Annotated in this window: 11 protein-coding genes; 5 read left to right on the top strand and 6 right to left on the bottom strand. The window is 66.1% G+C overall.

Annotated features, from left to right (window positions below):
* Window positions 1-13 precede the first annotated feature (13 nt).
* The gene (guaA, locus tag BH683_RS21695; protein WP_210405254.1) at window positions 14-1,609 is read left to right on the top strand and encodes a glutamine-hydrolyzing GMP synthase; all 1,596 of its coding nucleotides are present in this window, start codon (window positions 14-16) and stop codon (window positions 1,607-1,609) included.
* A 4-nt stretch (window positions 1,610-1,613) separates the two neighbouring features.
* Here guaA and BH683_RS21690 read toward each other — a convergent pair whose 3' ends face one another.
* Together BH683_RS21690 and BH683_RS21685 are read right to left on the bottom strand one after the other, a co-directional pair.
* Entirely contained in the window at window positions 1,614-1,835 is a 222-nt protein-coding gene (locus BH683_RS21690; protein WP_084838355.1) for a hypothetical protein, read from the bottom strand.
* Window positions 1,828-3,174 carry a PspC domain-containing protein gene (locus BH683_RS21685; RefSeq protein ID WP_084838354.1) on the bottom strand — a complete coding sequence of 449 codons (1,347 nt, stop codon included), beginning with the start codon at window positions 3,172-3,174 and terminating at the stop codon, window positions 1,828-1,830. The genes BH683_RS21690 and BH683_RS21685 overlap by 8 nt, the downstream gene beginning before the upstream one ends.
* A 216-nt stretch (window positions 3,175-3,390) precedes the next feature.
* Between BH683_RS21685 and BH683_RS21680 the strand changes: the two genes are divergently transcribed.
* Complete coding sequence (locus tag BH683_RS21680) at window positions 3,391-4,644, top strand: ATP-binding protein (RefSeq protein WP_084838445.1); 1,254 nt, start codon at window positions 3,391-3,393, stop codon at window positions 4,642-4,644.
* The gene (locus tag BH683_RS21675) at window positions 4,641-5,312 is read left to right on the top strand and encodes a response regulator transcription factor (protein ID WP_084838353.1); all 672 of its coding nucleotides are present in this window, start codon (window positions 4,641-4,643) and stop codon (window positions 5,310-5,312) included. The genes BH683_RS21680 and BH683_RS21675 overlap by 4 nt, the downstream gene beginning before the upstream one ends.
* A 76-nt stretch (window positions 5,313-5,388) precedes the next feature.
* Here BH683_RS21675 and BH683_RS21670 read toward each other — a convergent pair whose 3' ends face one another.
* A complete protein-coding gene (locus BH683_RS21670) occupies window positions 5,389-6,576 on the bottom strand; it encodes a serine/threonine-protein kinase (RefSeq protein WP_084838352.1) in 1,188 nt (395 codons plus the stop codon).
* A 216-nt stretch (window positions 6,577-6,792) separates the two neighbouring features.
* Between BH683_RS21670 and BH683_RS21665 the strand changes: the two genes are divergently transcribed.
* Together BH683_RS21665 and BH683_RS21660 are read left to right on the top strand one after the other, a co-directional pair.
* A complete protein-coding gene (locus BH683_RS21665; protein ID WP_084838351.1) occupies window positions 6,793-7,590 on the top strand; it encodes a hypothetical protein in 798 nt (265 codons plus the stop codon).
* Window positions 7,587-9,167, top strand: a complete 1,581-nt coding sequence (locus tag BH683_RS21660) for a DNA polymerase Y family protein (protein ID WP_084838350.1) — start codon at window positions 7,587-7,589, stop codon at window positions 9,165-9,167. The genes BH683_RS21665 and BH683_RS21660 overlap by 4 nt, the downstream gene beginning before the upstream one ends.
* Window positions 9,168-9,250: 83 nt before the next feature.
* Here the strand turns inward: BH683_RS21660 and BH683_RS21655 are convergent, their stop codons facing one another.
* The 3 genes from BH683_RS21655 to BH683_RS21645 are packed head-to-tail and all read right to left on the bottom strand — an operon-like array spanning window position 9,251 to window position 13,760.
* Window positions 9,251-10,546 carry a serpin family protein gene (locus BH683_RS21655; protein ID WP_084838349.1) on the bottom strand — a complete coding sequence of 432 codons (1,296 nt, stop codon included), beginning with the start codon at window positions 10,544-10,546 and terminating at the stop codon, window positions 9,251-9,253.
* Window positions 10,513-11,580 carry an alanine racemase gene (locus tag BH683_RS21650; protein ID WP_281492331.1) on the bottom strand — a complete coding sequence of 356 codons (1,068 nt, stop codon included), beginning with the start codon at window positions 11,578-11,580 and terminating at the stop codon, window positions 10,513-10,515. The genes BH683_RS21655 and BH683_RS21650 overlap by 34 nt, the downstream gene beginning before the upstream one ends.
* 53 nt (window positions 11,581-11,633) lie before the next feature.
* Entirely contained in the window at window positions 11,634-13,760 is a 2,127-nt protein-coding gene (locus BH683_RS21645; protein WP_084838348.1) for an SDR family oxidoreductase, read from the bottom strand.
* Window positions 13,761-13,854 lie beyond the last annotated feature (94 nt).

Here is a 13,854-nt window from a genome sequence, read left to right as displayed (position 1 = left end):
TTAGACTGGTCCGGTGACAGACAGCGCAGATTCAGGTGTGGAAGCAGTGGCCCCGCGACCGGTGCTGGTGGTCGACTTCGGCGCTCAATACGCCCAGTTGATCGCCCGACGGGTACGTGAGGCGAGGATCTTCTCCGAAGTGATCCCGCATACCGCGTCCATCGCAGAGATCAAAGCGAAGAACCCTGTGGCGCTGGTTCTTTCGGGCGGACCAGCGTCGGTCTACTCCGAGGACGCGCCGGGGATCGACCACGACCTCTTCGACCTGGGTATCCCGGTGATGGGGATCTGTTACGGCTACCAGGCCATGGCCAACGCCCTGGGTGGCGTCGTCGCCAACACCGGCGGCCGTGAGTTCGGGCGGACGACTCTGACCACCGCAGGCGACGGAGTGTTGCACTCGGGAACCCCCGAGCAGCAGCCGGTCTGGATGAGTCACAACGACGCCGTGCAGGAGCCGCCGCCCGGGTTCACCGTCACCGCGTCGACCCCGGGTGCACCGGTGGCCGCGTTCGAGTCACTCGAGCGGCGGATGGCCGGCGTCCAGTACCACCCGGAAGTGATGCACACGCCACACGGACAGCAGATCCTCACCAGGTTCCTCTACGAGGTCGCCGACCTCGCACCCACCTGGACGGCGGCCAACATCGCCGACGCGCTCGTGGAACAGGTCCGGACCCAGATCGGGGACGGCCTGGCCATTTGTGGGCTGTCGGGCGGTGTCGATTCCGCGGTGGCGGCAGCGCTGGTTCAACGCGCCATCGGCGATCGACTGACCTGCGTCTTCGTAGACCACGGCCTACTGCGGGCAGGAGAGCGCGAGCAGGTCCAGCAGGACTTCGTCGCTGCCACCGGCGCGCGTTTGGTCACCGTGGACGCCGAGGAGACCTTCTTGCGGGAACTGGCGGGGGTGAGCGATCCGGAGGCCAAACGCAAGATCATCGGCCGTGAGTTCATCCGCTCGTTCGAAGGCGCGATCACCGATGTCCTCGGCGATCGGGCGGCGCACGGCGACAAGGTCGACTTCCTCGTGCAGGGGACCCTGTACCCGGACGTCGTGGAGTCCGGCGGGGGCAGCGGGACAGCCAACATCAAGAGTCACCACAACGTCGGCGGGCTGCCTGAAGATCTCGAGTTCAGCCTCGTCGAACCGTTGCGCCTGTTGTTCAAGGACGAGGTCAGGGCGGTCGGCCGGGAACTGGGTCTGCCCGAGGAAATCGTTGCGCGGCAACCCTTCCCGGGACCGGGCCTGGCGATCAGAATTGTCGGTGAGGTCACCGGTGAACGGTTGGCGTTGTTGCGCAAGGCCGATCTGATCGCCCGCGAGGAATTGACGACCGCCGGACTCGACAACCAGATCTGGCAGTGCCCTGTGGTTCTGCTCGCCGATGTGCGCAGTGTGGGCGTGCAGGGCGACGGGCGAACCTACGGTCACCCGATCGTGCTGCGGCCGGTGTCGAGCGAGGATGCGATGACCGCGGACTGGACGCGGATTCCCTATGAAGTTCTGGAGATCATCTCCACCAGGATCACCAATGAGGTGCCAGAGGTGAACCGGGTGGTGCTCGATGTGACCAGCAAGCCGCCGGGCACCATCGAGTGGGAGTGATCGGCTAACTGTCCGGCGGCGATGCGGTCGTCGACTTCTTCGCATCGGGACCCCTGCCGCGGCCACCGCTGAAGATCAGGGTGAGTCCGACGATGACCGTGACACCGAGGATGACCCACGGACCGGCCCCCGACCCGTCGATGTCGGGACCGCCGAGCAGTCCCCAGACCGCGACGAGCGCGACGCCGATGCCGACCAGGGCCTGGGTGGGTGAGAACTTACTCACGGATGACCTCCACGTTGCCGATGGTCGTGTCGGCGTCGATGGTCAGCACCGGACCTGCCGTCCCGTCCGTGCCGCCGTCGAGGCCGTCGGGGCACTTCGCCTCACCGATCGCCGCGTCACACGTGGTGCGCAGATTCATGTCTTTCGGCGCGATGATCTTGAACTCTCCGACGCCCAGGTCGATGGAAACCTTCTTGTCCGCAGTGAGGTCGACTGCAGTCAGATCGAGTTCGCCGGACCCCATCATCAGTGTGTACTCGTCCCGGATATCGGCGCTCGTCAGTGGTTTCCAATCGCGGTCGCCGACCGGGCCGGACGGCATTCCGTCGATCAGCGAGGCCACCACGACGAAGCCGGCCATCGCGATCGCCACGGGGATCAACCCCGCGCCTCGTCGGAGGAAAGCGCCGACCAAGAGGCCCGCAGCGACCACCGCCAGTCCGATCGAGGCCACTTTGACCGGGTCGAGCCAGTCGGTGCCGACCGAGATCGCTGCAGCCACACCGGTGGCGATGACGGTGAGACCGAGTACCACCGGGGTGAACCTCGAGCGCGGACGGGCGTCGGTTTCCGGCTCTGTGGGTTCGGGTAGGTCCCACGCAAAGGGAGCGGCTCCCAACGGATCCCACGCCGGCGGTGTCGGGACTAGCGGGTCCTGCGAGCTGCCGGGTGAGTCTTCTGTCGCACCCTCGGGAGCGACGGTGCCATCACTCGCCGGCGCGTCCTTCAGCCACGCCCGTGGAGTCCAGCGCTGGAACGCTTGTCCGGCCTCATCGATCCCGCCGGTCGTCTCCTGCCACCAGGACCCGGGCGCAGCGGACTGTGCGACGGGTCGCTGACCCACCGTGTCGGCACTGGTGCCTGGTTCCGGAATAGGGGTCCGCTGGTACAACAGCCACCATCCCAGAGCCATCAGTGCGAGTCCGGCGACGCCGCCGCCGCTCCAGGCCAGATGGGGCCCGGCGACCAACGCGACGACCACGACGATGACGATGCCGACGATGGTCGGGGGATGCGACGAAGCATGCCGGAATCCGTGCAGCAGGCGGTTGGCATGGGTGTCCTGCGCGGCAGCTCCGGCCGACGCCGAGCCCTCGGGTAACAGGATCCATGCGGCGATGTAGATCAGGATGCCTGCGCCACCGAAAAGAGCCGAGACGATGAAAGCGACCTTGACCAGCGTCGGGTCGACCTTGTACCGCAGGCCGATGCCTGTGGCGACACCCGCGATGGACGAGCCCGCCGCCGCACGGGCAGGTCGGGTACGCCAGATGTTGTGGAGCTCGTCCGAATTGAACGGCGAACCACTCTTCGTGCCTTGATGCTCGGTATTCGTCATCGTCGAGCTCCGCTTCGCTTTTTATACGTCATCATGGTCGAGCTCCGCTCCGCTTCGTCTCCGTCTTCATGGTCGAGCCGGCCTGAAGTTCATGCCTCAATTCTGGGCACCGAGCGGAGGGTTGACCATCGGGATTCACCCTGATCTGCCCCCTGGACTTCGATCTGGGTAACAACCCTGATGTGCACAGCGGTCCTCGCATGCAAGTATCGAGTGATGCCCACAGTCGAACGCGTGCACCGCCGCGATGGTGGCCGTGTCATCGGCGGTGTTGCCGGTGGCGTGGCCGATCACCTTGGCATGGATGCATTTCGGGTGCGGGTCGTCTTCGTGATCTTGAGTGCGCTGGCCGGGGCGGGTGTGTGTGCCTATGGGCTGCTCTGGTTCATGTGCCCGCCCGGCACCGACACCGAACCGCCGAGCAGCTCTGAACGCAGGCAGGGCATCGGTCTGGCCATCGTCGGTGTGGTCGCCGTGGTGTCGGTGGGGTTCGTGGCATCCGGAACGCCTGCGCAGTTCCTCATCCCGCTGGTCGTCGTCGCCGTCGGCGCCTCGCTGGTCTGGCGCGAACTCGACTCCAGCTGGCGTCCGCGATCAGGGTCGGCGCGTGCCCTGACCTGGACCCGGATCGCCGGTGGCGCAACACTTGTGGTGGTGGGTCTCGTCGTTGTCGTCCTGGCGGGAAACAACCGGATCGGTGGGCTGAGCGCGACGCTGCTCGCGGTCGCGGCGACGGTCCTGGGTGTGTTGCTGCTGACCATCCCGTTGTGGTTGCGCATGGCACGGATGCTCGGCGCCGAAAGGGCTGCCCGGATCCGCACCGCGGAGCGAGAAGAAATCGCTGCACACCTTCATGATTCGGTTCTTCAGACGCTCGCGTTGATCCAGAAGCGTTCTGCCCACGGGGACGAGGTGCAGCGGCTGGCGCGCAGCCAGGAGCGGGAGTTGCGCAACTACCTGTTCGGGGGTGTGGGCCCGCAGAGCGAATCGCTGACCGCCGCGTTGAAGTCGGTGGCAGCCGAGGTCGAGGACCACTACGGCGTCGAGGTCGAGGTTGTGACCGTCGGGGATGTCACTGCCGACGACCCTTCCTGGAGCACCGAACAACGCCGATGGGCCGCCCTCATCGCCGCCTCGCGGGAAGCCCTCGTCAACGCCGCCAAGCATTCCGGGGAACGATCGGTCGACGTCTACGCCGAGGTCGATGGTGATCTGGTGGAGGTGTTCGTCCGCGACCGCGGCATCGGTTTCGATGCCGACCAGGTCCCGGAGGATCGGCGCGGGGTGTCGGGCTCCATCAAAGGCCGGGTACAGCGACACGGCGGTACCGTTGACATCAAGTCGACGCCGGGTCGCGGGGTCGACGTGCGGATGGCCATGCCGCGCGGGAGCGAGCCCTCGGGCCCTCCGGAAGGTGGCGAGGACACCGAGTCCATCCGGGAAACGGTGAACCGAGAGCGGGAGAGATGACCGGGCGAAGCGAGCCGTATCGGGTGTTCTTGGTGGACGACCACGGTGTGTTCCGTTCGGGGGTGCGAGCCGAGCTTGCCTCGGAGATCGACATGCAGGTGGTCGGCGAGGCCGGTGCGGTGGCCGATGCAGTCACCGGGATCCTGCAGTCGAGTCCTGATGTGGTGCTCCTCGACGTGCACATGCCCGCCGGCGGAGGCATCGCGGTGCTCCGGGGGATTGCCGACGCAGCCCCCGAGAAGGCCCCGGTGTTCTTGGCGCTCAGTGTGTCTGATGCCGCCGAAGACGTGATCGCGACGATCCGGGCCGGGGCACGCGGCTACGTGACCAAGACGATCGGTGGTCCGGAGCTCGCCGATTCGGTGCGGCGCGTGGCCGACGGGGATGCGGTGTTCAGCCCGCGGCTCGCCGGGTTCGTACTCGACTCCTTCACAGGGCGTTCTCCGTTACCCGAACCCCATCTCGACCCGGAACTCGATTCCCTGACGCCCCGGGAGATGGAGGTCTTGCGACTGCTCGCCCGCGGTTTCACCTACCGTGAGATCGCCGAGGATCTGGTGATCTCCATCAAGACGGTCGAGACACATGCATCGAATGTGCTGCGAAAGACTCAGCAGTCCAACCGAAATGCGCTGACCCGCTGGGCTGCCAACCGCCACATCAGTTAGTTCCGCATAAACCCAGGTACTCCAGGCAGACCCAGGTGTTGCAACACCTGGGTGTGCCTGGGTCGGCTGGGTTTGTTCAGCGGATGACTGCGATCAAGGTGATGGCGATCGCCGCGAGCACCACGAAGACCAGGAACACCGCGGCGGCGAGGCCGAGGTGCCGTGACTGCTGCTGTGGTGGTTGCTGCCCGAAGACGGGATACGACGGTTGCGAGTGCTGGGTGACCTGCCAGGGGTCGGGGGCGACGGGTGGATAGGGGTGCGGGGCATCCTGCCGTGCTGCGCCGGATGGCGTGACAGCGGGGAGGCCGGACTCGGTGGTGGTGGGGATGCGCCGGGTCGGGGGGCGTTGCGGCCGGTTCGATGAGGTGCGATCGAGCGGACTTGCCAGGATCATCGCCGTGTTGCCGTTGTCGCCCGCGGCCACCTGTGCGAGCCGGTCGCGAACCTCGGCCATGGTCGGGCGGCGGGCAGGGCTGGGTTCGAGCATCGCGAGCAGTGCGCCTTCGAGGTGACCCGACCGTTTCGGCGGGTTGATCTCGCCCCTTGCCACCCGGTGCAGGAGGACCAGCGAATTGTCGTCGATGCCGAAGGGTGGCTCACCTTCGGTGGCGGTGAAGAGCGTGGAGCCGAGCGAATAGACGTCTGATGCCTCGGAGGGATCGTCGCCGCGGGCGACCTCCGGCGCAAAATATGCCGGGGTGCCGGTGATGACCCCGGTCTGGGTGAGTTGTACGTCGTCTTTGGATCGGGAGATGCCGAAGTCGGTGAGTTTGACCAGGCCGGCATTGCGGCCTTCGGCGATCAGGATGTTGCCCGGCTTGATGTCGCGATGCAGGATCCCGGCGGCGTGTGCCTCTGTCATCGCATCCGCGATCTGGGCGCCGATCTGCGCGACCTGGTGCACGGGCAGGGTGCCGGTCTGATGAAGGATCTCGGCCACACTGCGCGAGGGCAGGTACTCCATCACCAGCCATGGTTCGCCCGACTCCAGGGCCACATCGTGCATGGCGATGGCGTTGCGGTGACTGAGCCTGGCGGCGATCCGGCCCTCACGCATCGCCCGCTGGCGCATCTGGGCGGCTGAGTCCTCGGTCATGCCTGCCACCGAGAGGACCTGTTTGACGGCGACCTCGCGGTCGAGCAAGGTGTCGTGGGCCAGCCACACGGCGCCCATGCCGCCGCCACCGATCTTCGAGCGCAGCCGGTAGCGCCCGGCGACCAGATAGTCCGGGCCGGGAACGCGGTATGCGGAGGCGCTCACGTGTCCGACCTTAGTGGACTGATGAGGCTCAAGTGGACGGTGTGCCTGGTGTGTGCGACTCGCCCAGACAAATCTGGCCGACGCGCCGGTCGATGTTGACGCTTGTCGGAGGGCTGTCCTACGCTCAGAAAGTTCGAAAATGTGTTCGAGTTCTGACGGTGGCCCACCTTCCCTGAGCCGCTTCCTCATCTCGGTGAGGAGTGATCTGGAGGTGCGATGCGGGTGATGGAGACAGTCCCGGACAAGGCTGCGAAGCTGGCGATGTTGCGGCAGACCCTGGCTTCGGCAACCACCAGGGCGCGACCGGAATCAATTGTGCCACAACGTCAGATGTCGGCAGTGACGACGCCGCAGGAGAAGTACTCCGATCGGGATCGGCTTGCTGTCCCGCCTGCGCTCGAACAGTTGTTGCCTGCGGCGGGGTTGGTGAGGGGCACGGTGGTGGCGCTGGAAGGAGCGCGTTCACTGTTGCTCTCACTGATCGCCCAGGTGAGTGCTGACGGCGGACATGTTGCGGTGATCGGACAGCCGCAACTGTGCTTGCTGGGGGTGGTGGAGATGGGTGGTGATCTGTCGAGGATCGCGGTGATACCAGATCCCGGCCCAGATCCCGTCGAGATCGCCGCGGTGCTGCTCGACGGGCTCGATCTGGTGGTGGCCGGACTCGGTGGCATCTCGGTGCCGCCGTCCCGCAGTCGCGTGGTGATGGCTCGTGCGCGCAGTAAAGGCGCAGTCCTGGTGGTCACCGACGGCACCTGGTCGGGGGCGCATGTCAAGCTGCAGTCGAGGGTCTGCGATTACCGGCATCAGCCTGTTGCACGGCGGCGTGGTTACGGCCGCCTCGGTGGGGTGTCGTTGACGGTGCGCTCGGTGGGGCGTGGCTTTTCCGGTGCCAGTACCCGACTCGATGTGGTCGACAGCGGGGGACGAGTGCAGTTGGTGGACGCCGTTGCCGAGCAGCATGATTCGGTTGCTGCGTCGCGCGAGTCGGACACCATGAAGGTGGCGCTGTGAGCGGTCGGGTGTTCGGTCTCTGGTGTCCGGATTGGCCGGCGGTGGCCGCGGCGTCGGACATCGACCTCTCTCCTGATCAGCCGGTCGCGGTGCTGGGGGCAGGGCGGGTGATCGCGTGCTCGGCGTCGGCGCGGGCGTTGGGGGTGCGCCGGGACATGCGTAAACGTGATGCCCAGGCCAGGTGTCCGCAGTTGACGGTGGCCGACAACGATCAGTGCCGTGACGCCCGGTTGTTCGAGCCGGTGGTGGCAGCGGTGGCCGAGCTGATTCCTCTCGTGGAGGTCCTGCGACCCGGTCTGCTGGTATTGCCTGCGCGCGGTGTCGCACGGTATTTCGGCAGTGAGGAGATCGCCGCAGAGAAACTGACGGACATCGTCTCCGCGTGCGGTATCGAATCCCAGGTCGGGATCGCCGACGAGCTCTTCACCGCGATCATCGCCGCCCGGCGGGGCATGGTGATCCCCGTGGGTGCAGGCGCTGATTTCCTTGCTCCACTGCGCATCTCCGAATTGGCGGTGGAGCCCAGCATGTGCGCAGATGATCGCCTCGCGCTGGTCGACCTGTTGTGGCGGATGGGACTTCGGACAATCGGCGACTTCGCCGGTCTGTCGGCCGCGGACGTGGCCACCCGATTCGGGGCCGACGCCATCTACGCCCACCGCACGGCCCGGGCCATGCCGCAGCGTCCGCCGTCCGGTCAGGCGCCCCCACCGGACCTGGTGGTGGAGCACCAGTGCGACCCGCCCGTGGATCGGGTGGACGCTGCGGCGTTCATCGGACGCCGGCTGTCGGCACAGCTACACGATGTGCTGGCGGCGGCGTCGGTGGCCTGCACCCGGCTCACCGTGCAGGCGGTCACCGACAGTGGCCGCGAGTACTCCCGAACCTGGCGCTGTGCCAATCCGCTCACTCCCGACGCGACGGCCGACAGGATCCGCTGGCAACTGGAGGGCTGGCTGTCCGGGCGCAATGCCGCGGACCGGCCGGATGGGCCGGTGGTGTTGCTGCGTCTCGACCCGGTGGAGGTGATCAGTTCGGGCGCATTGCAGTTGGGTTTCACAGGTGGTGGACTTACCGGCGGGGACGGGGAAGTGGCCGAACGGGTGCGCCGGGCTCTCGTGCGGGTGCAGGGGTTGCTCGGTGGAGATCGGGTGCAGATACCCCTGCGCAGTGGTGGCCGTGGTCCCGGACAACAGATCACCCTGGTGCCGTTGGGTGACGAACTCGTACCCGCGGCAGACCCGCAGGCGCCGTGGCCGGGACGGGTGCCGGGTCCGTCCCCATCCATACTGCCGATGGCGCCGGTGAGTGTGCGAGACGCCGAGGATCATCCGGTGGAGGTCACCGGACGTGGTGGTTTCACCGGGGAACCGGCCAGTCTCACCTGGGGCAGCCGGACCTGGCGGCTGAACTGGTGGGCCGGTCCCTGGGCCACCGACGAGCGATGGTGGTCCGAGTCGGAAGCAGGCTCACACGGTGGTTCGTATGCCAGAGCTCAGGTGCTGCTCGAAGATTCGCGGGCGCTGCTACTGCACTATCAGCAGGGGCAGTGGACGGTGGAAGGGGTGTACGAGTAGCCCCCCGACGAAGACGCTCCAGCTTTACGAAGACGCGCCACAAATATGTGGAGCGTCCTCGTAATTCTGGAGCGTTTGAGAAATCACTGCCTGTCGGGCCGAGAGAGCGTACCGAGAAAGAGTGGTAAACCTGTTGCGGTGTCTATGATCTGAAAGACGAAAGGCCGGTTCGCGACAAAGAACTCGGCGGGTTCCTGCGGCGGCAACGCAGTGACGCCGACGTCGATCTGGGTGACCGATGCCGCGAGGGTTCCCTTTTCTCCCACAGTGATGGTGCTGTCCTGAGCTGCTGCCGTGACCGCGAGTTGCGGACTGATCGCTGTCAGATCGGCTGCGTCACCGAACAGATCGCGAACACCGAGCTGTTGCAGAACGGCCTTCAGGTCCACCGATGTCTTGATATCCCACTTCGGCAGCCTCACCTTGGTCAACGTCTGCGGCGCCCCCCGCAGGGCATCGGAGGCGTTTGAGAGTGCCGCATCGGTGAAGAAGGTGTCCATGCCCGCCTCAGGCAGGAACACCTGCATCGCCAGGCCGGCCGAGTACGGCAGTTGCACTCCGGTCCAGCCTGCTCCACGACCGAACGGCACGGTGACAACTGCGTTCATCATGTCGACTTCACCGATCTCGCCGTTCGCGGACGTGAAATCAGCGGGGGCGGTCGATGCCGGGGAGAACGGCTGCTCCCACGCGGCGGCGAGGAACACGGTGGACAGCAGACTGATCACCGTGTCGGGATCGTAGGTCGTCGGGGTTTCGGAGATCTGGCCACCGGTGTTGATCGACAACCACCTGTTGATGGCCGCCTCCGTCTGCGACGCCGCGAAATCGACCGGGTAGACGCCACTGTCGAACACGCGCCCCAGGGTCGCGAGGTAGTCCTGACCCACATCGAGTGACTCGTCGATGAAGATCCCGGTGGCCTCGTGAAACACCGGTGGCGTCGGAGGGTTCTCTTTGTCGACGTCGCCGGGATTGCCGTCGATCCGGTCGAGCTGACCGATCATCGCCGCGATGGCGTCGTCATCGGTCGCGCCGAGCGCCGCATCGAGTTCGGCGGCGGTGGTGCCACCCGCGCCGGCGCGCAGCATCTGCAGTGCGAGCATCGCACCCCACGGTGAAACCACCTTGTTGACATCCAGCCCGGTCTGCCGCAACATGTCGATACCGAACTCGGTGGTGCCCTCGACCAGTTCGTTTGCGGCGGTGCGTACTTCGTCGATACCGATTTCGTCGAAACGAACTCCGGAGGCCTTGGTCAGTTGCGCAGTGGAAGTCGCCTCCGCGCCTTGCGCGCACGCGGTGACAGTCAGTGCGGCGGCGATGACCACCGCCCAGATCGGCTTCATGCGTTCGCCCCGCGGGCGGTCACCGGCCATCTGGTCAGTGTGCCGTGATGGTCGACGATCACCAATTCGTCGGTCAGATTGACTGCTGTACACACGTGATTGGGAGCCAGTCGCACCCGGTCGCCCAACCCGGGTCGCTCAGCGGAATCGGTGAAGTCGACGGTCGCGTGGTGCTCGGACAACGACGAGACGCGGGCGTCGGCGAACTCCGGCAACCGGCCGCCCCCGGTGGTCCAGGCCGGGTGATCAGCTCCGACCGCCTTGCTGCCCGCATCGAGGACGGCTTTGTTGCCGTCGAGATGTACAACCGTGGTCACCACGGTCAGTGCCACATCCGTCAAGGAGCACACACCCAACTCCACCTGTTGGGCATCGTTGAAGGGATAGACCCCGGGCCGGATCTCCGTGAGCACGGTGGGATCGGCGTGGGCCACCGACGGTGTCGATCCACCGCTTCGGATCACCGGATCGATGTCGACTGCCCGCAGTGACTGGGCGGCCATCGCCAGTGCGTTGGCCTCCTGGACCCCGACGGCCACCGGTCGGCCCGGAAAGTAGCTGTGTCCGGGAAACGTGAAGATCCCGAGGACCTGTAGACCTGCCGCCGCGGCGCTGTGCCCGATGTCGCCCGCCCGCTGCGGATGAACACCGGTGCGGTGCTGACCACTGTCGACCTCCACGACGACTCGTGCGTGTGGCAGGTGATGCGCCAGACGGGCGGCGCCGGCAGTGGAATCGACCGCGAGTAGAACGTCTGCGTGTTCCATGATGGCGCGGAGCCTGCGGGCCTTGCCCTCGGTGAGCCACAGGGGATAGGCGATGAACAGGTCGCTGACCCCGGCTGCTGCGAAGATCTCTGCCTCGCCCACGGTGGCCACCGTCAAGCCGATTGCGCCGCGGGAGATCTGACGGGCCCCCAGTTCCGGGCTCTTGTGGGTCTTCCCGTGTGGTCTCAGCGCGAAACCGGCGGCGGAGGCGAACTCGGCCATCCGGTCGAGGTTGGCGTTCAGCACCACTTCGTCCACCACGGCCAATGGCGTGTCGAGTCCTGCGGTCGCAGCCAGGACTCTGGAGATGCGGTCGGTGTCGTCGCCGCTGTGGGAATCTTCCGAAGGAGCTACCACGAAATCCCTGGTATTCGGTTCAGTGTCTTGCGGGCCGCCCGGCGGGCGCCACTTTCGACCATCGCCACGCGGGCTGGTCGGGCGAGTGCATGGGCGCGGTCGCGTACATCGTGCGCCCGTGAGATCACACCTGTTTCCCGATTGGCGTCTGCGGCGTCGGTTTTGCCCTGGGCGGCAGCGGAATCGGGGAAGAGCAGATAACCCTGGTGATGCAGTCGGCCGGTCAGCTTCGGCGTGAGGAACTGGCCGATCTGCGCGAGGGTGCCCAGTGGGGTGTCGATACGTCGTGGCTTCTCGACGATGCCCCGCACCACGATCGCCGCCGCCGTCTGTGGACTGAGGACCCGCGCATTGTCGTACGCCTCGGTGGGCGCGATCATCTTGGTCCGCGTCAGCGGCATGTGGATGTTGGTGAAGGTGATGTGGTCGGAGAGCGTTTCGGTGGCGGTGACGTCGCTGAACGCCTCCAGGGCAGCTTTCGACGCCACGTACGCGGCAAAGCGCGGGCCGCGCGCCTGCACACCGATACTCGACACATTCACGATGTGCCCGACGTTGCGCTCCTTCATATGAGGCAACAATGCCAGAGTCAGGTGCACCGCGCCGAAGTAATTGACAGCCATTGTCCGTTCGTAATCATGATTGCGGTCCACCGCGTCGATGGTCGCCCGTCGAATCGAGCGCCCGGCGTTGTTCACGAGAACGTCGACGTGGTCGTGTTCGGTGAGGATTGCCTTGATAGTGAGGTTCACCGCCTCGCTGTCGGTGATGTCGCAGGGGTAGGCGTAGGCCTCGCCGCGGTGTCCGTTCTGTGCGGTTTGTTCGGACCGCAGTTCATCGACCGCCGCCTCGAGTTCGTCGGCGCCACGGGCCAGCAGGAAGACCACGGCGCCTTTGCGTACGCATTGCCGGGCGGTCTCCTTGCCGATACCCGCCGAGCCCCCGGTGATCAGTATGTGTGATCCGGCGAGCGGCCCTGCCGGGTTGCGCCGGCGGTGCCGGCTGGGGTCGAGGTGCTCATGCCAGTACCGCCAGAGGCCGGGTCCGTAGTCGGCCAGGTCGGGTAGGGCCACCCCGTAACCGGCCAGTACTCCGAACGTTTTGTCGGCCTTGAAGATCGTGGGGATCGAGAGGGTGTCGAGGATGGCGGGCGGGATGCCCTGCTGCCGGGCGATGAGATCCCGTCCGGTCCGGATCACCCCGTGTGAGCTGCGGTCGACGACTGGCGCAACGAATCGGTGGGGTACCAGGTCGCGGCCGTGCGGTCCGGCGAAGGCAGGCGCGATCGCGTTGTACATCTCGGTGATCGTCTGGGGATGCGGACTGACGAGATGGAACACCTCACCGCCGGGATCGGGGGTGCCGGGCGGTGCCTCGGCCAGATCGTGCCGCATGAGGGTCACGAGTGCATCGGCGACGAAATCGACGGGCACCATGTTGGTCAGACCCATGTCGGGCATGGGGACTGTCCATCGGGAGGGGAGCCGGCCGAGTTCGCGCAGATAACCGAAGAAGTAGTACGGACCGTCGACCTTGTCCATTTCGCCGGTGACAGAATCACCTACCACGATCGCAGGTCGGTATACCCGCCAGCGAAGGTTTTCGGCATCACGGACCAGTCTCTCGGATTCGAACTTGGTGCGGTGATAGGGAGACGGGAATTGTTGTCCCAGATCGAAATCGGCTTCGGTGAACTCGCCGGCGTGGTCGCCCGCGACCGCGATCGACGACACGTGATGCAGCATCGCGCCGCGCTCGCGTGCGAATGCGATGACCCGGGCGGTGCCGTCGACATTGGCGCTCTGCTGATCGGCGGCGCTCGCGGCCATGTCGTAGATCGCACCCAGGTGCAGAACGTGTTCGATGTTCGACAGGTCGTGTGCGGTGGTGTCGACGCCGAGATCTGGCGCGGTCAGGTCGCCCTCGACGGCCGTGATGCGATCGCCGCCAGGCCAGTGCGCCTTCGCGGTGGTCAATCGCTGCACAGAGCCCGGCCGGACCAGCACGAACACCGTCGAGTCGCCCCCGGGTGACTCTTCGGCCTCGAGTGCGGCGAGTAGTAGGCGCAGAACACGGCGGCCGATGAAGCCGGTGCCACCGGTGATGAAGTAGTCGGACATTGATGCGCTCCTCCTTGAAAGGTGAAGCCCCGCCAGAGGCGCTGTCCCCACCCGCGAACCGACATTGATGTAACGAGGGTAACAGGTAACTTGT

Origin of the sequence: Williamsia sp. 1138 (assembly GCF_002095435.2) — a bacterium.
Taxonomy (GTDB): domain Bacteria; phylum Actinomycetota; class Actinomycetes; order Mycobacteriales; family Mycobacteriaceae; genus Williamsia.
This window is presented reverse-complemented; position numbering and strand designations above follow the sequence as displayed.